A 22,380-nucleotide genomic window follows, 5' to 3' on the forward strand; every position below is an offset into this window, starting at 1 on the left:
GAATTTTGGAGTATGACTCAATTACCGATTTTGATCCCTACTTCCCTACATTGTTACAAAAATTGTAGGGTACTATGAGCTGTGTCACCCCTGCTCAACTCGGTGTCACCCCTACTTCAGTGCGGGATATTAGATTCCCGCCTACGCATAAGCATCAGTTTAAGAAAACAATAATTGAGAAACCGTCATTGCGAGGAGACCGTAAGATCGGCTAAGCAACCCAGAAAAGTGATTAAAAAGAATTGCCACCCCACCTACGGTGGCTCGCTAATAGACGACTTTTCTACTTTATTTTCTTAAACTGACGCTTATACGGTTCCACAGCATACTCCAATGCAAATAAGGATTCGAGTACCGAATCATTGTCCAAATTACCAGCAGAAGTAGAGTTTTGCAAGAGGTCTATTTTAGTCTCTCGATTTGCTTTTTAGATAAGCCTGTTAATTCAATGATCTCATTAATAGTATTATGTTTAAGTAGCATAGTTTTTGCTATAACTTTCATTGCTTCAACTCTACCCTCGGCTCTACCTTTGGCTTCGCCTCTAGCCTCTCCAATTTTGATACCATCTTGTAGTCCGATTTGAATCCCTTCTTCTTTCCATACTTGAGCTATACTAGGCATAAGTTCTTCTCCTTTTTCTTTAGTTAAACTATTTTTTAATATTTTTTCTAACTCTATTTTATCATTTTGCTCAATAAAGGTCAAAGTATAGCTCAATAGATTTCTTATGTGGTCATGGCCTATTGTTATTTTACTCAATTTAGGCAAGAGATGAGAAATTTCCTGCCATCTTTTCAGTAATTGACGTTCGTGGATGTGTTTGAGGAAAAATAACAAAATTCCAGACCATACTTTTTTCTTGAGTTCTTCATCAGGAATATCATGTACATTAATAAGCTGACAATCATTTGTCCAAAAGCCTATGGCTAAATCTGGATGGCTAAATAAATTCCATATATTAAGAGGTGCGTTATATTTCTTCTTGCCATTATAAATTATTAGGGGATAAATTACTGGAAGGCGTTTAGCTTTAGGATTAGTAGTTAAATATCGATCACAAATGTTAATCATATATTTAAATAACCTAAATGCCATCATTTTATCAACAGTACTTTGATGTTCCAATAGCAAAAAAATATAGCCATCCTGATCATTAAACTTAACAGAAAATAATACATCAGAAATAGTTTCAGAAAGGTCTGGCTCAATAAAACTATCTTTTTCTAATTTTAAAGATGTGCTATCGATTAAAGCCAACACATCTTTAGGCAAATGAGTTACCAAAAACTCTTTAGCAACTATGGGATTTTCCATAGATTTGCGAAAGATTTCGTCATGTTTTGGCTTGTCTGAAGTCATAATAAAATTTGCTTATATATTCACCTTATCCACATCTATTAGCAAAACCACGTAGTGGTCGTGGCACCAAAAAAAAATGATTATAATTGCTTTCCTTATTTTGCTCGAACTCCACTATTTTTTCTTTTACTCTGCTCTGTCAATATTGCTTGACCAGGCTTAGGTACTGATACTGGTGGAGCAATTTCTATTTTTTTTACAGTGGCTTTAGTTAAATCTGCATTTTTTAACAAAGGATTTGCTTTAACCTCTTCTTTTATATCACCAACAACTTTTATCTTATCTAAATTCATTGTTTTTTCTGGATGCTTTTTGTTATATTCCTGAATTGCTGGCAGAAGTGTAATTAAAGTACTGCCATCAATGGTAGCCCCTTCAAAGTCTATATGTTCTTTAAAAATAGCTTTCTTAAAAGAACATTCTTTAAATACCGCACCTTTAATCGAACATTTGCCTAATGTTACCTTATTAAAGTTAAATCCTTCAACTTTGAAATTATCTAAGTTCATATCAACGGTCTCAAAAGACAATCCTCTTAAATCTTTATTACTTAAGGAATAATCCAGTATCGGTGAATATTCACTAGATAGACGAGCTTCTTGACTATACTGATAAGCCCGCTCCTGAAAAATTTTAGACAAATCTCTTTTGTCATTTGGTTTAAGATTAGGCAAAATATCTGTAATCATCTTGCTCATTTCTTCACCAATTACTTTTCCACGTGTTGAATTAGACACAAAATGCTTTTGAAAATTATGCTTCAAAATATTAGCTACAGCTCCTACAGCTAAAGTTAGAACTTTTTTATCAAATAATAAGCCCATCAATGGACGAACCATTGCCCCATATTCTTTTTTACTATATGCAGTAGTTATTGCTCCTAGCTCTTTAGAATGATCCCCTAATACCTTAACAACTGCTTCACCTTTCAATTTTAGTTTTTTACCCATCTTGGTTTCATTAAGAAATTTCTCAACCACAGGACCGAGATCTTTAGCATGTTTTATTAAAAGATCGGGGATTTTCTTCTGTAAAACCTCTCTGACATTAGGATTATCTTTATTAAATTTAATAAGAGAATCGACTAATTTACTAACCTTTTCTGATTGTTCAGATTTAGGTGCACTCATAATATCTTTAGTTTGCTCAATGATTAGCCCTAAAGCATCTTTGTCTTTTAAACAACTTTCAGCAAGTTCTGTTACTATCGGCAAGACATCAACAACAAACGGAATAGTTGCAGCTGTTGCATCATATACAAACTTAGGATTCAAACCATAAAATCGTAAATTTTGCTGAACTTCTGGTTTATGCAAAAACTCTAGAATATTTCCTTTATTTTTAACAAAATATTGCGGTAGAGTATGTTTTAAGTCATAAGATAGACTTTGAACAACCTTATCAACATTATCCACAATAGACGATACCATAGCTTTTTGTGTTAGTATTATTTCTTCTTTTCTGTCAGAAGATAATTTTTCACCACCAGTCAACAACTCTAAAGCAAGGTCTTGATGCTTCATATACGACTCATAGATTCCAACCACTTTAGGAGTATGATCTAATATTGTGCTACTTGCATTAATTGCCAGTGATATAGTATCGTCCAAAAACTCTTTTGACACGAATCTAGTAAATTTATCGTCTAAAATGTACTCAGCAATTTGGGTAATTTCTTTTTGATTAACTGGACTGCGTAAAAACTCAACTAAGTCTTTCTTGACCACTGCTACCACTTGAGGACTAACAAATATTTCCAAAGCATTTTTTATGATATTACGTCCTGATTTCTTATCAGGAATTATAAGATCCTTACAAATTTCTTGTACTTTTTTGTTTGATTCTCCTTCTAACACCCCACTTACTAAATTTACTGATAACGGCACTATTCTTCTAATAAAATCTTTATCTACTTCATCAAGTATATTAGTACCAACTTTCTTCTTGACAACAACAGGATTTAATACAGCTTTTAAAACTGGCAATACAGAATATTTGGCTATAATATCTTTCAAAAGATTAGATTGTTCTTCAGTCAAACTAGTAACATATCTATCAAGTACTGTACCAGCACCCTTGATCAAATGAGATGCATACTCCACTTGTTCTGTTCGTAATTTTTGTCTTTCTTCAACTAGCAACTCATCACTTGATAATTTTGACCTCACTTCTTGAAATTTAAGGAAATTTTCATATATATCATTTACATCAGGCATCTTACTAACAATTGGAGGTAATACATTAATAGCATCAAGAAAAAATGCTCCAGCCTCTTCTAACAGACCTACAGCAATATTCGGTGAATTATCTTTTTTCCGTTGCAATTCTACCTGCTCAAGTATTATTTGCTGTTCTTGAAGATTCTGCGGGGTGATTTCTTGACCATTTTGAATAAATTTGCCTTGTAAATCACGCAAATCACTACCGATAATATTAGTATCAACATCGATTATTGCTTTAGCCATGTTAGCCTCAGCTAATTTTGCTGCCCGTAACTTAACTCCTTCTAACCTAACCTTTTCGGCTTGAACTTTTTCCAATATTGCTTTTTGTAGGTTTGATCTTGTGAGATCAGCATTGGTAAAATTTACCTCAGTAAAATCGGCTTGCTGAGCTTCCATACGTCTTATTATACTATCCGAAAAATCAGCCTTTTTGGCATGAACTTTTGTTAGTGTACTATAACTTAAATTAATTCCGTGGCCTTTGGCTCCTTCTAAAACAGCTTCGGTTAAATTAGCACATTTTATGTTAACATCTTCTAAAATCGCATTCCTAAAATTTGCATTTTGGGCATCCACCATGTTCATATTAGCTCGAATAAAATTCACCCCTTCAGCATTAATCTTTGTTAAAATAGCTTTTTCTAAATTCGCCTCATCCAATTTGACAAAACTATCTAACTCAGCTTCTGATAAATTTATACCTTTTCCTTCTATACCGTTTAGTATAGTATTTTGAAATTGTGCTTTATGTGCCTTAGCTTTACTCATTAAAGCATTCGATAAATCACTATCTATAATTTTACACTGCATTAAAATGGCCTGCTCTAATATTGCATGCTGCATTTGTACTTTTCGTAAATCTGCTGAGATTAAAGAAATACCCTCTAAATTTGCATGATTAAATGTTGAATTAGTAAATTTTGCACGATCCCAATTACCATTTTTTATATTCGCATAATCAAAATTAGAGTCGCTTATCAAAACTTCCTGACCATTAGAACCGGACATAAAAGCATGAACAAACTGACTCTTATCAGTGACCGTTGATTTACTTAGATTACTGTTAAAGAAATTGGCGTTATCTGCTTTAACTCCAACAAAATTAGCCGCTACCAGCTCCGCACCTTCAAAGCTTACTTCACTAACATCAGTACCATTAAACACACGTCCGGATAAAACGGATCCTGAGAAAACAGCCCCTCGTAAATCCGCCCCTGAAAAATCTAAGCCAGATAAATCGACCCTATCATGCCATTCATTATTAGTAGAAGTATCAACTCTACTTGAACAATCTGCAATAATTCTTGCTCCCGCCTTTATCTGCGATTGCTCTAATCTGCTTTTAGCAAAATCATTTAAACTTAAATCTTTATCATCCTTTCTCGCCTCTAAATATTTCTCTATATCCTCTCGAGCTAGACGTACATATTGAGTTTCTTGATCCCGCTGTTCTTTAGTTGACCCTCGTACATAAGCTGGATCAAAAATACAGCTCTCACTGCCAAAAATATTTTGAAAAGTTTTATGCATTACATTATCTTTTCTAGGAAATATTTTTTGCTCAACCATTAGCTTCAACTCTTCTACCAATTTGTCATATTGCTGATTGCCAGTTTCACGCCCCCCAATTGCCCATGCTATTTCTATATATCCCAATTTTGCACGTGCATCAGCTACTTCTTTTGTCTTACTATTTATAAGTTCCTTCTGCTCTTTTTGACGAACTAAATCACTTTTTATATCAGCATATTTTCTGCCTAAAGAAGAGGTCGTACTGTATTTTATTCCTTCAATATCACGCTCCTTACCCATTTGAGAATATCCCTTATAATCTTCAGAGAACTGACAATTAGCAAGATCAGCTCCTCTAAAATCTACATTTCTTAGAACAGTATTTTCGAAATAAGCCTGATTAAAATCAACATCGCAAAATACCGCATCCTCTAAATTACATCCTCTAAAAGTAGTATTTTTAAATATACAACCAGTAAAATCTCCTCCACTTAGATCGGTTATAGTACCAGATGCACCAAAAATCATATTAGACAAATCCGCTGCTACCACTACATTCTTATCAGGAAAATATATGTTCTTTAAATATTGGTTAAGACTCAAACTTCCCTTAGGGTCGTCTGCCAAAGCTGCATGCTGAGCTGCAATATATTTCCCTATATCCTCAATAGTAGGACGATATTTCTTAATTTTAACAGCAAGATCATCAAAAACAGATTTTTCTTTTACCATAACTTCTACTCCTAATTACTTTTGTGCTTATCATACTATAACTTAGAGATTTAATAACAAACGATCTGGATTCTCAATTAATTCCTTGATTTTCACAAGAAAAGTAACAGCTTCCTTACCATCAATAATACGATGATCATAAGATAAAGCTACATACATCATCGGACGTATTTCTATTTTGCCATTAATTGCTACTGGTCTTTCTTCGGTCTTATGAAGACCTAAAATACCTGATTGAGGAGGATTAATAATAGGGGTTGATAATAATGAGCCATAAACACCACCATTGGAAATAGTAAATGTTCCTCCTGATAAATCAGACATCGATAACTTTCCTTCTCTAGCCTTTTTACCCAGACCGGTAATTTCTTTCTCAATACCAGCAAAACTCAATTTGTCAGCCTGCCTGACTATTGGTACTACTAACCCCTGCTCTGTTCCTACTGCCACACCAATATCGTAATAATTCTTATACAGAATCTCATCCCCTTCTATTTCAGCATTTACCGAAGCTACTACTTTCAGAGCTTCAATAGTAGCTTTTACAAAGAATGACATGAACCCCAACTTAACACCATGCTTCTTCTCAAACTCTTCACGATACTGCATACGCAAATTAATAACTTTCAACATATCAATTTCATTAAAAGTTGTTAAAATAGCTGCGGTATTTTGCGATTGTTTCAAACGATCTGCAATAGTCTTACGAAGTCGCGACATTCTAACGCGTTCTACCGCCCCTGCATTTGCTAATGCAATATTGCTCACAATAGGTGATTCAGTTGCTTGTATAGATGAAGCTGTTGTTGGACTATTTATAAATCCTAATACATCTCCCTTAGTTACCCTACCCTCTCTACCAGTGCCTTTTATGCCATCTAATGACAGTTTATTTTCACTCACTAATCTTCGTACAGAAGGTGGGGAAGCAATGCTGTTTATATTTGCAGGCTGTTGTTGTACCTCTTTGCCTGACGTGCTAGGTAAAGCTACAGCAGAAACTGCTCCTTCGGTAATTTGCCCAACGCTATCACCGACAGATACCGTATCTCCCTCATTCTTAAATATTTTGCTTATTACCCCAGATGAAACTGCATTTACTTCCAACGTAACTTTTTCTGTTTCAAGCTCTAAAAGTAGTTCATCCACTTTAACCACATCTCCTTGTTTTTTATGCCACTTGGCAATAGTAGCCTCTGATACTGACTCTCCAAGGGATGGAACTGTAATTTCAATAGTCATATTATTTTATTCTCCAATTATATTCTATATTATACTATATATTATCTTCCCCACTAATACAAAATAGCATAAATTTAGCATATTATCTCTTGCTGGCTTTTTTGTTTTTTATCCATATCAGCAAATACCTCTTCCCACGATCCAACAGTTGCAGCTTTGGTATATTCGGTTACCCTTGCTTCAAAGAAATTAGTAAGCTCCATACCGTTTAAGATTTCATCAAGCCAAGGCAACGGATTATTATCAATTAAATAAATTTCTTTAAGTCCAAGCTGCATTAATCGGCGATCAGCAATATAACGAATATATTGTTTTACTTCTCTAGCAGTTAACCCTTCAATACCACCAACTTCAAATGCTAGTTCAATAAAGGCATCTTCAAAATGGACAATAGTAGCACACGCTTCATACAGACGACCACGAACCTCCTCAGTCCATACTTCAGGATTTTCCCTAATAAAAGTTTTAAATAACATAATGATTGAATCAGTATGTAACGTCTCATCCCTTACTGACCAACTAATGATTTGCCCCATACCTTTCATTTTATTAAAACGAGGAAAATTAAGCAAAATAGCAAATGAAGCAAATAGCTGTAATCCTTCAGTAAATGCTCCAAATACTGCTAAAGTTGTAGCAATATCTTCTTTCGTTTCTACCCCAAAACGTTGCATATAGTCGTATTTATCTTTCATTTCTCTATATTTAAGAAATGCTGAATATTCAGTTTCTGGCATACCTACAGTATCAAGCAAATGAGAATAAGCCGCAATATGAATTGTTTCCATATTAGAAAATGCTGATAACATCATCAGTACTTCCGTTGGCTTAAATACCCTGGAGTAATGTTTCATATAGCAATTATTTACTTCAATATCAGCTTGAGTAAAGAAACGAAATATTTGAGTTAATAGATGTTTTTCTCCAGGAGTTAAATTATATTTCCAATCTTTTATATCATCAGCTAGCGGCACTTCTTCTGGTAACCAATGAATTCGTTGTTGAACATGCCAAGCTTCATAAGCCCATGGATAAGAGAATGGTTTGTAGATTGGACTGGCATCAAGTAAAGACATATTATATTTCCTTTTTAATTTATTCGAATTTTAATTATACACCTCATTGCGAGGGGATGCTTTGCAACACCGTCATTGCGAGAAGGTCGCCAGACCGACGAAGCAATCCATATGACAAGCTTCATGGATTGCCACGCTCACATACGTTCGCTCGCAATGACGTGCCTAAAAATTATTGACAGGCTAAACACTCATCATATTTAGAAGACTCTTCTTCTTGTTTTTTCTTATTAGCTATTTCAATATCTTTAAAATCTACTTTCTTGACATCGTGTGATACTTTATCGGGTCTTTGAATTGAGGTTGATCTACAATAATATAAACTCTTTACTCCTTTTTTCCAGGCTCTAAAATGGATATTATTTAAGTACATCTTACTTACATTACCTACTAAGAAAAGATTTAGAGATTGAGATTGCGAAATATGTGGCGTCCTATCTGCTGCTAAATCAATAAGCCAATTTTGATCAATCTCATGTGCCGTTTTAAAAACCTCTTTTTCATGAGCAGATAAAAAAGTTAAATGTTGAACCGAGCCTTCATGCGTGGCAATTGATGACCAAACTTGATCATTATTAAAACCTTTGCTACTTAACAATTTTTCTAAATATTTGTTACGCACATTAAAAGATCCGGTAAGAGTCTTTTGGATAAAACTATTAGCCGCAAATGGTTCAATTCCAGGCGAACTATTACCAGCAATAATTGAGATTGATGCTGTCGGAGCAATAGCTGTTTTATTACTAAAACGCTCTTTACTACCTACTTCATCTGCATCAGGACAAGACCCACGTTCATCAGATAAAATTACGGAAGCTCTATCAACTTCTTTATGAATATGTTCAAATATTTGGTTATTCCAAACCTTTGCCATTACCGATTCTACCGGCACATCCTTTAATTGTAAGAATGAGTGAAAACCCATAACCCCTAACCCTACGCTACGTTCACGCATGGCTGAATATTTTGCTCGCTCCATAGTGTTTGGGGCTTTAGTGATAAAATCTTCAAGAACATTATCTAGAAAACGCATGGCGGTAGGAATAAACTCTGGATCATTTTGCCAATCATCAAAATATTCTAAATTTACCGAAGATAGGCAACAAACAGCAGTTCTCGCTTTACCCAAATGATCAATACCAGTTGGTAAAGTAATCTCACTACAAAGATTTGAAGTTTTTACCTGTAGCCCAAGTTTTTTATGATGTTCAGGAATATATTTATTGATAGTATCAATAAATATTATGTAAGGTTCTCCAGTTTCTATTCTAGTAGTTAATAACTTCACCCATATCTCTCTTGCCTTAACTACCCGTACAACTTTTTTAGTATCAGGGCTAATTAAAGGAAAATCCTCATCATTTTCTACTGCTTGCATAAAGGCATCTGTTACAGCTATACCATGATGAATGTTCAAAGCTTTACGATTAGTATCACCACCTGTATGACGTCTTAAATCGATAAACTCCTCAATTTCTGGATGGTCAATTGGTAAATATATAGCAGCACTACCACGTCTAATTGACCCTTGGGAAATAGCTAAGGTCATAGAATCCACAACTTTGACAAATGGAATAATGCCAGAAGAAGTGCCTTTGCCTTTAATTTCCTCATTAATTGAACGAACATTACCCCAGTAGCTTCCTATACCACCACCACGCGAAGCTAGCCAAACATTCTCCGTCCAAAGGTCTACAATACCTTCTAAACTATCATCTGTTTCATTCAAAAAACAAGAAACCGGCATCCCTCTATCAGTTCCACCATTACTCAGAACTGGAGTGGCTGGCATAAACCACAGCTTGCTTATATACTCATATAATTGCTGGGCATGTTGGGTATTATCAGCATAGTAGCTAGCGACTCTAGCGAATAAATCCTGAAAATCCTCTCCGGCTAATAAGTACCTATCCTTTAGGACGGCTTTACCAAAATTAGTCAATAAATTATCTCGTTTCTTATCAATTTCTATAGGAAATTTAGTATTTGCTTGCGTTGTCATGTTGTATTTCTTAGTTTTTGAATTAAGTTGTGATTATAACTGAATCTGATTATAATAAATGAAAAAAATCTAAATTATAGCAGATTTTTATTTTAACACTAAATACAAGAATTACTGAACTATCAATTACTAATCCCATTTATTCCCCCAATCCGTTAACTTTAAAGACTTAATAACATTAATGTCTTCTTCAAATCCCTCTATATCATCTTTATCAAGATGCGGTCCATTCTCAAAAAATTCATTTAATTCGCCCAACGTAAGCGTCGGCTTGTTTTGTATTGCCACTATACTTGCTCCTTTTTTAATATCAAAACTTTCTCCTTGATAATGCACTCGTCCAATAATGTCTGAAAAAGATCGCACCATATCTGTTACTGTAATGACTTTTGGCATTAATTCCTCACTCTTTAATTGTAGATAATAATATTATCATATAATTTTAAGAAATTCTTCCAATTCTGCTATAGTGGAAACATTAATCAAATTAAATTTATGGTCAGTTTTTTTCAGCATATTGGTCAAAACCTTACCTGCACCGATTTCAACTATTTGTTCTATTTCTAGATTTTCTAATTTATCTAAAGTTTGACGCCACCTCACTCTACCACAAATCTGTGAGATTAAATTTTTCTTTATCTCTATAGGATTAGTTGTTGGTTTGGCTGTAACGTTTTGTATCACCGGAACGAACGGCTCGCTAATTGTTATTTTATCTAAAGCTTGTGCCATTTTATCTTCTGCTGGCTTCATCAAACTACAATGAAAAGGACTACTTACATTTAATTTAATAGCTTTGTATCCTAAATCTTTTACAATAGACATTACCCGCTGCACTGCCATAATCTCACCGCTAATTACTATTTGCCCTTTTATATTATCGTTAGCTATATCAAAATTGGTAATTTCTTTCATAATCTGTTCCAGCTTTTCCAGAGGAATGCCTATACATGCTGCCATTAAACCCTCACCTAGCGGATAGGCTTCTTGCATGGACTTACTACGTACCGCTAACAATTCGGTAGTTACTTGTAGATTTATACTTTCTGCTGCACATAATGCACTATATTCTCCTAAAGAATGACCAGCAACATATGAACACAGATTACTAATATTGCTATTTGTTTGTTGTTTAATAACATTCACTATTGCCATAGAGATGGTCATTAGTGCCGGTTGGGCATTAATTGTTAAAGTCAAATCTTCACTTGATCCGTTAAAGATAATATGACTTAATTTTCTGCCAAGAGTATCATCGACAATTTCAAAGGTCTCTCTTGCTACTTGAAAATTATCATAAAACTCTTTTCCCATACCAACTATTTGTGATCCTTGACCTGGAAAGACAAATGCTCTATTCATAATAACACCTTATAATAATTATAATTTACCCACTGCCGATTATGAGAATTCAGACAATACTGTCAATGATTTTAATCATTCTAGAACTATTAACATCAGAGTCAATGGCATTGATCTATGATAAAGATACTTTTATTAAAAACACTTTTACCCATCTAGACAACAAAGAATGGCAAGATTGTGAAAAGATGGCAAAAGCTTCAAAAGATCAAGCTTTAATCAAAATTGTCATGTCTCAACAGTTCTTAGACCAAAATTATAAAAAGAATAATTTTGCATCGGTAATAAAATTTATACAAGATAATCCCCACTGGCCACATATCAACAAACTAAAAGAGAGAGCTGAACAATATCTAAATTATGGCACAGACAAAACTTTAATCATAAATTGGTTTAATAAAAACGAACCAATCACGCCTTTAGGCTATAAGTTCTACGCTTTAGCTGCTAAACAATTAATAAAAGATCAACAGAAATTAGCAAAAATTATAAAAAACGGTTGGATTTATGGCGTCTTTACTGCTCCAGAAGAAAAACAATATTTAACTAATTTCAAAAATATATTACGTGAAGAAGATCATGTGAAAAAAATTGATCAATATTTATGGGAAACCGATATTAATAGTGCCAAAAAATATATGCACTATGTGAGTAATGGCTATAAACAAAATTTCCTTGCCCAAATTGCTATACTAAACCAGTCTAGTAATAGTGAGGAACTTTTTCAAAAAATATCAGAAAAATATTATACCCCTGCTTTATTATTTCACTATTTGGATTCCAAAAAAAAAGATAACCCCACCAGCAAAAGTATCGCTCTATTTAAAAAAGTAAAGCCAGATAACATACATTCTGTCCGTTGGGGTCGCCTACAATCCTATTACGCCAGAGAATTTATTGACCAAAAAGATTTTACCAATAGCTATAAAACAATTACTATACCTCTTACTGTAAGCCATGAATATATCAGAGAAGCAGAGTGGCTTAGTGGTTGGCTTGCTCTTAGATTCTTACATAAACCTGACCTTGCTTTAAGTCATTTTAATAAATTTATGAAACTTACAACAAAGCCATTAAGTATATCAAGGGGACAATATTGGCTAGCTAGAACATATCAAGCAAAAGGGGATATGAAACAAGCAAATAAATTTTATAATATGGCAGCTAAATATTCTGATCGTTTTTATGGGCAGTTAGCAAATATTGAGCTTAAAACGAATCGCTTAATTCTACCACAAAAACCTAAATCCATTAAGCCTAATTTGGAAAATAGTGAAATTATTAGAGCCATAAAACATTTAATTAAATATGGTAAGTATGGTTTAGCTTTTTTATATGCTGATACGGCTATTAGAAAATCATCAGAGCCATCTGAAATTTTATTAATTACTAAGCTAATTAGCAGCTATGATAATATTTTCCATATGGTAGAAATAGCAAGAATCGCTTGTCAATATCATGTTTTTATTAAAGATTATGCTTTCCCTATCACGCATATAAAGGCAGTAAAAACCTCTCCTGTAGAGGAAGCTTTAACATATAGTATTATCAGACATGAATCGGGTTTTAATCAATATACCATTAATGACGCTAAAGGTCATGGGCTAATGCAACTTGAAAAAGCCGCTGCCTGTGATACTGCAGAATCTCTTAATCATCAATGTAACATTAAAAAACTAACCACTGATCCTGAATATAATATTATGCTAGGTAGCAATTATTTAAAAACACTGTTACAACGATTTGATGGGTCATATATTCTAACTATCGCATCTTATAACGCTGGTCCTAATACCATATCAAAGTGGATGGATCTATTTGGTGATCCACGAAAGCTAAAAAATTTATGGCAAGTAATTGATTGGATTGAGCTAATACCATATCCTCACACTAGGAATTATGTGCAGCGTGTGTTAGAAAATATACAAGTTTATAGGACTATAATTAATAAAAATAATAATTTAAAATTAAAACACGATCTTTTAACTTAGTGGTAATACAATTATACTGTATAATATAGGAAGGATAATTATGAAATTATCAAAAAATAAGAAACAAAAAAACTATACTCTACTATATATACTTGTGATTATGATTATATTAGTGTATTTTGTAACTTTAATAAAGCTTTCGAGTTAAAATTATGAAAAGAAAAGCTACCATTGGACTCTTTATAGGCGTTGTTCTATTATCAGGAATAATAATTTTTATAATTAATAATAAAGTTGAATCTGAAAATAATACAGATACTGCTATGTTAGAAATTGTAACGGTCATAAAAAACCATAGATTTGAACCTGATGTTATTACAGTACCTAGTGGTAAGAAAATTCGTTTTATTATCCACAATCAAGATAATACTGTAGAGGAGTTTGAAAGTCATGATCTGCACCGCGAAAAGATCATTATGCCAAATGATTCTATAAATATAATACTTGCCCCTTTAGCTCCTGGTAAATATGATTTCTTCGGAGATTTTCACCAAGAGACGGCTCAAGGGTCTCTCATTGTTAATTAAATTTATTTACGGTTTAAATGTTTAAAATAGCGTTAGTAGTATTTAGAGAATGTCTGGAAATAGCTTTGTTGCTTGGGGTAATACTTGCTGTAACAAAACAATTAGAAAAATCTAGAATTTATATAATTGCTGGAGTGATGCTTGGCACAGTATCTGCTGCATTATTCGCGTTCTTCACTCGCACTATATCCATATCATTTAGTGGCATGGGGGATGAGATATTTAATTCTGCAGTTATTCTACTAACAGTTGTGTTAATTGGTTGGACTATAGTATGGATGCAAGGTTATGGTATTAAGATAAAGCGACATCTTAATGATTTGTCTGTAAAGATTAGTAGCGGCGATAGTAGTTATATAATGCTAATATTGATTGTTGCAGCAACTATTCTTCGAGAAGGAATGGAAATTATTTTATTAGTTTACAGTATTTCCTCAGTTGAAGTAATTGACGCTAATAGTTATCTACTAGGGTTAATTATTGGTATGGTTAGCGGATTAACACTTGGTATCGTTATATATTTAGGTTTTATAAAATTAGCAAACCAACAATATATATTTCGTATATCTTCAATTTTACTAATGCTTATTGCCAGTGGCTTTGCAGCAGAAGCGGCTGGTATATTAACCTCTTCAGGAATTATTACTATTCTGCCCGACCAGCTTTGGGATAGCTCATGGCTAGTTTCTGATAACAGCATTTATGGTAAATTTCTAAATATGATTACTGGATATATTGCTAAGCCTAATGGCTTACAAGTCATTTTTTATATTTGTACTCTAGGATTAATTAATATCTTTATACAAATGAAAATCAGATGCACAAAAAACTAGTAACAGAGAAATAAACCTAATTTATGCTTAATTTTTTATCAGAAATTGCTCCGCTTATAGCGTTTTTTATTGGCTATTTTTATGGCGGTAGTATGCAAAGTGCAACGTTATATATACTTATTACTTCAATTATTTGCGTTAGTTTGTGTTATTTTATAGAAGGCAAAGTTTCAAGATCATTATTAATATCTTCTGGAGTGTTATTAGTCTCAGCTAGTATAGTTTTGATCAGTGGTAACTCTATGTATATCAAGATCAAACCGACTATTCTATATTTAATTTTTTGTGGTACATTTTTTATCAGTGCAGTAAGAAATAAGGCATTTATGAAATATATGTTTAATCATTTTGTCCAACTTGAAGATAAAAATTGGAATATTTTAAGCTATAGAACCGCGGCTTTCCTCCTGTTCATGGCAATATTAAATGAAATAGTATGGCGTAATTTTGCAGAATCTACATGGGTTATATTTAAAATATTTGGAGCAATACCTATAATGTTCATTTTCCTATTGCTAGAAATACCTTTTATCTTAAAGAACAAACTGCCAGACTCAACAGATGACATAAGCTGAACTTAAGAGTCATTGCCAGATAACGTACAGTCAGGAAAGTGATTAAAAATGGATTGCTTCGTTGACCTTACGGTCTCCTCGCAATGACATCTTATACTTTAACCTTTTTTCCGTGAACACTCACATTCAATCTACAACTGTAGTACTAGATACCTACTTTCACAGGGATGAAACTAAGTCAAGCGAATGACAACGTTGCTAAGAACAACAATTTAAGATTACTTCATTGTCACAAAATGACTCCTCTTAATAACGTTAAACTTCTGAAAGTTTTTTTGCCTCATCAGCCGATATTAAAGCTTCAATAAATTCGTCTAACTGTCCATTTTTTACGACATCTTCTATTTTATAGAGAGTTAAGTTAATTCTATGGTCAGAGACTCTACCTTGTGGGAAATTATAGGTACGAATTCTTTCCGATCTATCACCAGAACCAACTTGACCTTTACGTACTTCGGCTCTTTCCATATCTTTTTTATATCGCTCTGCTTCATATACCCTAGAACGAAGAATTTTCATAGCCTTAGCTTTATTTTTATGCTGTGATTTTTCGTCTTGTAAGGCAACGACAATACCAGTTGGTAAATGGGTAATTCTTACCGCTGATTCGGTGGTATTGACATGTTGTCCACCTGCTCCCGATGCTCGATATGTATCAATTCGTAAATCTTTGTCATCGATCTTAACGTCTACATCTTCTGCTTCAGGCAAGACAGCAACGGTAGCTGCCGAAGTATGGATTCTCCCACTTGACTCAGTCTCAGGGACTCTTTGCACTCGGTGGACGCCTGATTCGAATTTAAGTTTAGAGAATACATCGCGTCCTTGAATCAGGGCTGATGCTTCTTTATATCCGCCAATACCAGTATCTGAAATTGATAATATTTCAAAACGCCAGCTTTTTAATTCGGCGTATCTGTGATACATATTAAATAAAGTTGCTGCAAATAATGCCGCTTCTTCTCCACCGCTACCAGCTCTTACCTCGATAATAGCATTTTTTGTATCAGCTTCGTCTTTTGGTAACAAAGAAAGTTTTACCGCCCTTTCTAGTTTAGGCATCAGAGCTTCTAAACGATGTATTTCATCATATATCATCGACTGCGTATCATGGTCTAAATTTGGCTCTTGTGCCATTTCTTTGATATCGCGTAACTCGGCTATAGAATTATTATATTCATTAATTGTTTGAACAATTGGCTCTAGTCCAGCATATTCCTTCGATGCTTTGATAAATTCTTCTCCGACTATACCAGTGCTTAATTTTTTTGATATTTCTTCATATTTGTTTAAGATTTTTACTAGATTATCAGAAAAGCTCATAATTTATTCTATGATTTAAGTTTTAAGTTGTGATGAAGATAAGATGCAAATCAGAAGTTATATAAGCATCAATGCAGGGCTTTCTATAAATTTTTTGAATGAAGTCAAAAATTTGGCTCCAACAGCACCATCAACAACTCTGTGATCAGAAGAAAGGCTAACATCCATCATAGTAGCAATTTTTATCTGATCATTGTCAACTATTGGACGTTTTGAACTTGCTCCTATTGCTAGGATGCAGCTTTGTGGTGGATTTATTATAGCATTAAAGCTCTTAACACCGTACATACCTAGGTTAGAGACGGAAAAACCACCCCCTTGAAATTCTTCAGGAGTTAATTTATTATCCCGGGCTTTTTTTATAAGAGTTTGTAATTCGCGGGATAATGTCACCAAATCTTTTTGATCGGCATTTCTGACGATAGGTGTTATAAGACCGTTATCGATTGCTACAGCAACTGATACATCAACGTTATTATAATATCGAATAGCAGATTCATCCCAACTGGCATTTGCTTCCGGTACAATTTTTAGAGCTTTGGCTACTGCTAAAATAACAAAATCATTGACAGAAATTTTAATATTACTCTCTTCTATCAGCGATTTATTGATATCTTCTCTAATATCAAGCAACTTATCCATATTACATTCTATTGAGAGATAGAAATGTGGAATGGTTTGTTTAGATTCAAGCAAACGTTTAGCGATGATTTTACGAATATTGTTATTGGGGACAGACCTGTACTCCTGGTTATTTCTGTTCACCGCCCTAATCTTACCACTATTTGTTGGTTGCACTAAGTAGGATAATACATCTTTTTTAATTATTCTACCATGTGGTCCACTACCTTGAATATTTGACAAATCAATATTATCAATAGCTGCTAATCTTCTAGCCAAAGGTGAAGCATATACTCTAGCAGTATCTTTTATTGTTTTGTTTTCCGGAGTTAAATTAACTGATTTACTTTCCTCTACAACTATTGCCGGCTTTTCAGATGGTATTGCAGATGATTTAGCAGCATTATCAATATTTGATATAAAATTATCCAATAAGCTTATATCTTCACCTTCTTCAAGTAATACAGCAATAAGTGAGTTGACCGCTACATTCTCTGTACCTTGTGGTACAATTATTTTAGCAAGAACCCCTTCATCTACAGATTCCACTTCCATAGTAGCTTTATCTGTCTCTATTTCTGCTATAACATCCCCTGGAACAACCTTATCTCCTTCTTTTTTTAGCCATTTGCTAACATTCCCTTCAGTCATAGTTGGGGATAGAGCAGGCATGAGAATCTTAATTGGCATAATATTAGTTCTAATTAGTTCGTTGGTATTTTTATGGTATTAGGACTGACTAACATAATTATCTGTTTACCCTCCATTTTAGGAGCAGAATCAATCTTAGCCAAACCTTCTAGTTCTAACAATATAAGGTCAAATAACTTCATACCAATATCGTTATGGATAATCTCTCTACCTTTGAACCATAAGGAGATTTTTACTTTGTCACCTTCCTTCAAAAAATCTTTGATTTTACGAAGCTTCACATCAAAATCACCCTGACTAATGTTTGGCTTAAACTTCATCTCTTTAAGGACAATAATTCTTTGTTTTTTCCTGGAATCTTGAATACGTTTTTTACTATCATATTTAAACTTACCAAAATTCAATATCTTACAGACAGGAGGCTCAGCATTTGGTGAAATTTCTACTAAATCTAAAGCAGCCTTTTCGGCATACTCCAAAGCTTCCCTAATACTGACGATGCCAAGCATCTCACCATTTTCACCGACTAAACGAACTTGACTAGCCCTAATTTCCCTATTAGCCTTCGGAAAATTACTGCTCTTAACTCCAGAAATAAAACTTCTCCATAATTATTGTTTAAATAAAATTATATTATTACTCAAATTATTTTGAGCATATAACTAACCCATTCTAGTTAACTCGTCATTGCAAGGAGTACATAAACCTCAACTGTCATTGCGAGAAGCTACTTTAGTAGCATTGAAGTAATCTATTTCTTAATGAAGAATGGATTGCTTCGCTCACATATGTTCGCTCGCAATGACAAACTACAAGCACAACCGTCATTGCGAGAAGGCGTGAGCCGACGAAGCAATCCATTTCTAATTACCTTTATGGATTGCTTCGTTGCCACTTTGCAGCTCCTCACAATGAAGGAGTGTGGACTCGCAATGACATTTAGCTATATTCAAAATACCACTTACGTTAAATAGCGGGTATTCTGATCTTTCACAAGCTTTACTAGATTTTTTAAAGAAATAATTTCTTGTTGATCAGATCCGAGTTGTCTTATAGTCACAGTATTATTTGCCATTTCCTGTTTACCAACAACAGCTATTATAGGCACTTTATCATTAGAAAAACAACGTATTTTATAATTAATCTTTTCAGGCGAAATATCAATATCTGACCTTACCCCTTCACTAACCAATAATTTATGCACCTCAAGTGCATAATCATTTAAATCACTAGTGATAGTAGCAATAGCTACTTGTACAGGAGCTAACCATAGAGGGAATCGTCCGGCATATTCTTCAATTAATATACCAATGAATCGTTCAAAAGAACCAATTACAGCCCTATGCAACATTACTGGTCTCTTTTTCTCACCGTTTGCTGCAACATAGTGGGCATCAAGACGTTCTGGTAAGACAAAATCAACCTGTAGAGTACCGCATTGCCATTCTCTACCTATTGAATCTTTAAGACAAAAATCTAGTTTTGGTCCATAAAATGCTCCATCACCAGGGTTTAATATGTAAGAATAACCGGCTTCTTTTACGGCATTTTTTAGAGCATTTTCGGCTTTATCCCAAACTTCATCACTGCCAGCCCTTACCTTAGGACGATCTGAAAATTTAATTTTTATATCCGAAAAGCCAAAATCTTTATAAATCTCGGTTAAAAGACTACAAAATTTTACTGTCTCACTGTTAATTTGCTCTTCGGTACAGAAAATATGGGCATCATCTTGCCTAAAAGCCTTTACTCTCATCAAACCATGCAATGCTCCAGATGCCTCGTTTCTATGACATAAACCAAATTCAGACATACGCAATGGTAAATCCCGATAACTTTTGATACCTTGCTTAAAAATCTGTACATGACATGGACAATTCATTGGTTTCATAGCCAGCGTTTTATCATCAGCAAGATTTAGAGCAAACATATCTTCCCTAAATTTCTCCCAGTGACCAGAAGATTCCCACAAGCTTTTATCAACAAGTACCGGAGTTTTTACCTCAATATACCCCATTTTTCTAATTTTATTTCTGATATATTGTTCGATAATGCGGTATATGCTCCAACCCTTATCATGCCAAAATACCATACCTTGAGCTTCTTCCTGAAAATGGAACAAATCAAGTTCCCGCCCTAATTTTCTATGATCACGTTTCTCTGCCTCTTCAAGCATATACAGATAATTGTCCAACTGCTCTTTTGTTGCCCAAGCTGTACCATAGATTCTTTGTAGCATAGGATTTTTACTATCACCTCGCCAATATGCTCCTGCTACTTTCATTAATTTAAAATGTTTAATGAAGCCAGTTGATGGAGCATGCGGACCACGACAAAGATCAATAAAATTACCTTGCCGGTATAAGGTAATATCCTCATTGTCCGGAATTTCCGAGATTATCTCAGCTTTATAATGTTCACCAATTGATTTAAAGAATTCTATAGCTTGATCACGATTCCATACTTCTCTAGTGATTTTCTCATTTCTTTTAACAATCTCATGCATTTTTGCTTCTATCTTCAGCAAATCTTCCGATGAAAAAGGTTGCTCCTTAGCAAAGTCATAAAAAAAGCCATTTTCAATAGCTGGTCCTATAGTTACCTGGATATTGGGAAATAATTCTTTAACTGCCTCCGCTGTTATATGAGCAGCATCATGACGTATTACCTCTAAGCATTTAGAATCTTTATAGGTTAGAATTCTTAAATTACAATCAAATTCTATCGGCAAGCTTAAGTCCTTTAGCTCATTATTTACCTCAATAACCAAAGCATCTTTTGCTAGAGAAGTAGAGATTTGACTAGCTATCTCCAACCCCGTAATATTTTTTGTAAATTGCTTTTGTGTTCCATCTGGAAAAGTAATAGTAATCATTGTATCTTATCTAATTTCAACATCTCCATATTATATTGTTAATAGCTTATATTCAACTTAAATTTTAATAAGTTCTTCAACCAAGCTCTTTGAAAATTAGAATAATATTATGATTATTTCAATTTTAGGTATATTTTTAGTTGACATAACTAATGTATTAAAAGGGGGGCAGTCAAAGTGTTTTTAAGCTTATAGCTATTCTATTTAAAGCGTTCATAATTGAAATACAACTAGTAATATCCACAATTTCTCTCTCAGAAAAATGTTTTAGTAGGTCATTTTTATTTCATCAATCTTTTCAAAAGAACCACGGGTTATGGATTCACACCATTTTAGGGCTAGAACTTCTTTTTCACTAAATACCTCTTTAGTGGAAAACCAAATTGGTAATAAATCTAGCTTCTTTTGAGAAACATTATTCTTTCTAGCCTCTGCAAGATGTAAATTACAACAATGAAAACAGCCATTTATTTGTGATACCCTTAGTTCAATTAATGCTCTCAGCCCTTGATCAATGGGAGACTCATTAAGACTTTCATAAGATTTATATATGCATGATATTGTGTATTTAGAGATTTCTGCATAGTTCATTTTTTCCTCTAAATTAGTTTTTTTCTTAAGTTGAATGTCAAAATAAAAAGGGCAGCAACTTAATAGCTACCTACTCTTCTAATAATTGTTCACGTATTGCTTGTAAGTCATCTTGACAATTATTCCAAACATCTTGGATTTCTTGTTCATAAGCAACTAACTCCAGCATAGTCCAATTAAACTGTTCAAAAAGCTTATATGCATTATTTAGCCCTCTATAAATAGCATCTATATTAGATAATGTTGTAGAAAATAATTCTTCTATTCTCGCTTCTTGTGATTTTTTATATTCACCATGACTAGCGGTACCAAATTCTGCTATATCATGCATCTGATTGGTTCGTATCTGTATTTCCACATTACGACTAGGTGTCCCAACGGCAAGCACGACATGCAGAGAACTATAACCATTATGCTTAGGATTAATAATATAGTCTTTATATTTCTCAAGATTGTTAGGATATAGATCATGAAGAATATCCAATACTTTGTAACAATCTTCTTGCTTATCAACTATAATTCTAAGAGCCACTAGATCAGTTAATTGATGAAAATCAATATTCTTTCTTAACAGCTTCTTTAAGACAGAAGCAGGGTCTTTTAGCCTATATGATATGTTCTCTACTATAGAACTCTCATGCAAACTAGTACCAATAGTACTGACAATCTTGTGGAAATTATATAACATAAAACTCATATTACTCTATAATATTTTAGAGATATTAATAAAAATTACCACTTCCTGTCAATGACTAAATTATTAAGTTATAAATAAGATATTTTAATAATATAATTTACGTCAATTCGGGATAAGGGATAAGAAAAAATAAAGGAGATATAGGAGTTGCAAGGAGTTAATGCCTGTGATAAATGTTTTTTT

17 protein-coding genes are annotated in these 22,380 nt (G+C 33.7%); 4 read left to right on the plus strand and 13 right to left on the minus strand.

Going from position 1 to position 22,380, the window contains the following annotated elements; genetic code table 11:
• Positions 1 to 402: 402 nt before the first annotated feature.
• The 7 genes from RiCNE_RS01805 to fabD all read right to left on the minus strand — a co-directional run bounded on the left by RiCNE_RS01805 (position 403) and on the right by fabD (position 11,513).
• Positions 403 to 1,362, minus strand: coding sequence for an Rpn family recombination-promoting nuclease/putative transposase (locus tag RiCNE_RS01805; RefSeq protein ID WP_094648925.1), 960 nt, complete (start codon positions 1,360 to 1,362; stop codon positions 403 to 405).
• Positions 1,363 to 1,457: 95 nt separating this feature from the next.
• Entirely contained in the window at positions 1,458 to 5,831 is a 4,374-nt protein-coding gene (locus RiCNE_RS01810) for a pentapeptide repeat-containing protein (RefSeq protein ID WP_094648926.1), read from the minus strand.
• Between the two features lie 42 nt (positions 5,832 to 5,873).
• Positions 5,874 to 7,073 carry a 2-oxoglutarate dehydrogenase complex dihydrolipoyllysine-residue succinyltransferase gene (gene odhB / locus RiCNE_RS01815; RefSeq protein WP_094648927.1) on the minus strand — a complete coding sequence of 400 codons (1,200 nt, stop codon included), beginning with the start codon at positions 7,071 to 7,073 and terminating at the stop codon, positions 5,874 to 5,876.
• A 74-nt stretch (positions 7,074 to 7,147) separates the two neighbouring features.
• The gene (locus tag RiCNE_RS01820; RefSeq protein WP_094648928.1) at positions 7,148 to 8,149 is read right to left on the minus strand and encodes a ribonucleotide-diphosphate reductase subunit beta; all 1,002 of its coding nucleotides are present in this window, start codon (positions 8,147 to 8,149) and stop codon (positions 7,148 to 7,150) included.
• A 172-nt stretch (positions 8,150 to 8,321) separates the two neighbouring features.
• Positions 8,322 to 10,151, minus strand: coding sequence for a ribonucleoside-diphosphate reductase subunit alpha (locus tag RiCNE_RS01825; protein ID WP_094648929.1), 1,830 nt, complete (start codon positions 10,149 to 10,151; stop codon positions 8,322 to 8,324).
• Between the two features lie 129 nt (positions 10,152 to 10,280).
• Positions 10,281 to 10,547: a hypothetical protein gene (locus RiCNE_RS01830; RefSeq protein ID WP_094648930.1), complete on the minus strand. Its 267-nt coding sequence runs from the start codon at positions 10,545 to 10,547 to the stop codon at positions 10,281 to 10,283.
• 36 nt (positions 10,548 to 10,583) lie between these two features.
• Positions 10,584 to 11,513 (minus strand): ACP S-malonyltransferase, encoded by a 930-nt coding sequence (gene fabD / locus RiCNE_RS01835; RefSeq protein WP_094648931.1) that lies wholly within the window; start codon positions 11,511 to 11,513, stop codon positions 10,584 to 10,586.
• Positions 11,514 to 11,581: 68 nt separating this feature from the next.
• Here fabD and RiCNE_RS01840 point away from each other — a divergent pair, with 68 nt between their 5' ends.
• The 4 genes from RiCNE_RS01840 (at position 11,582) to RiCNE_RS01855 (ending at position 15,439) form a co-directional block, all read left to right on the plus strand.
• The gene (locus tag RiCNE_RS01840; protein WP_410525737.1) at positions 11,582 to 13,504 is read left to right on the plus strand and encodes a lytic transglycosylase domain-containing protein; all 1,923 of its coding nucleotides are present in this window, start codon (positions 11,582 to 11,584) and stop codon (positions 13,502 to 13,504) included.
• Between the two features lie 152 nt (positions 13,505 to 13,656).
• Complete coding sequence (locus RiCNE_RS01845) at positions 13,657 to 14,031, plus strand: cupredoxin domain-containing protein (RefSeq protein WP_094648933.1); 375 nt, start codon at positions 13,657 to 13,659, stop codon at positions 14,029 to 14,031.
• A gap of 17 nt (positions 14,032 to 14,048) precedes the next feature.
• Positions 14,049 to 14,864 carry an FTR1 family iron permease gene (locus RiCNE_RS01850; protein ID WP_094648934.1) on the plus strand — a complete coding sequence of 272 codons (816 nt, stop codon included), beginning with the start codon at positions 14,049 to 14,051 and terminating at the stop codon, positions 14,862 to 14,864.
• Positions 14,865 to 14,887: 23 nt separating this feature from the next.
• Positions 14,888 to 15,439, plus strand: coding sequence for a septation protein A (locus RiCNE_RS01855; protein ID WP_094648935.1), 552 nt, complete (start codon positions 14,888 to 14,890; stop codon positions 15,437 to 15,439).
• 255 nt (positions 15,440 to 15,694) lie between these two features.
• Here RiCNE_RS01855 and prfA read toward each other — a convergent pair whose 3' ends face one another.
• The 6 genes from prfA to RiCNE_RS01890 form a co-directional block, all read right to left on the minus strand.
• Positions 15,695 to 16,762, minus strand: a complete 1,068-nt coding sequence (prfA, locus tag RiCNE_RS01860; RefSeq protein WP_094648936.1) for a peptide chain release factor 1 — start codon at positions 16,760 to 16,762, stop codon at positions 15,695 to 15,697.
• 57 nt (positions 16,763 to 16,819) lie between these two features.
• The gene (locus RiCNE_RS01865; RefSeq protein ID WP_094648937.1) at positions 16,820 to 18,073 is read right to left on the minus strand and encodes a pyruvate dehydrogenase complex dihydrolipoamide acetyltransferase; all 1,254 of its coding nucleotides are present in this window, start codon (positions 18,071 to 18,073) and stop codon (positions 16,820 to 16,822) included.
• Positions 18,074 to 18,087: 14 nt separating this feature from the next.
• Positions 18,088 to 18,630: a translation initiation factor IF-3 gene (gene infC / locus RiCNE_RS01870; RefSeq protein WP_094648938.1), complete on the minus strand. Its 543-nt coding sequence runs from the start codon at positions 18,628 to 18,630 to the stop codon at positions 18,088 to 18,090.
• 365 nt (positions 18,631 to 18,995) lie between these two features.
• On the minus strand, positions 18,996 to 20,909 hold the full coding sequence (gene thrS, locus RiCNE_RS01880; protein WP_094648940.1) for a threonine--tRNA ligase: 1,914 nt from the start codon (positions 20,907 to 20,909) through the stop codon (positions 18,996 to 18,998).
• Positions 20,910 to 21,176: 267 nt separating this feature from the next.
• Positions 21,177 to 21,500, minus strand: coding sequence for a carboxymuconolactone decarboxylase family protein (locus RiCNE_RS01885; RefSeq protein ID WP_204839947.1), 324 nt, complete (start codon positions 21,498 to 21,500; stop codon positions 21,177 to 21,179).
• 70 nt (positions 21,501 to 21,570) lie between these two features.
• Complete coding sequence (locus RiCNE_RS01890) at positions 21,571 to 22,197, minus strand: hypothetical protein (protein ID WP_094648941.1); 627 nt, start codon at positions 22,195 to 22,197, stop codon at positions 21,571 to 21,573.
• Between the last annotated feature and the right edge of the window lie 183 nt (positions 22,198 to 22,380).

Source organism: Rickettsia endosymbiont of Culicoides newsteadi (assembly GCF_002259525.1).
Lineage (GTDB): Bacteria > Pseudomonadota > Alphaproteobacteria > Rickettsiales > Rickettsiaceae > Tisiphia.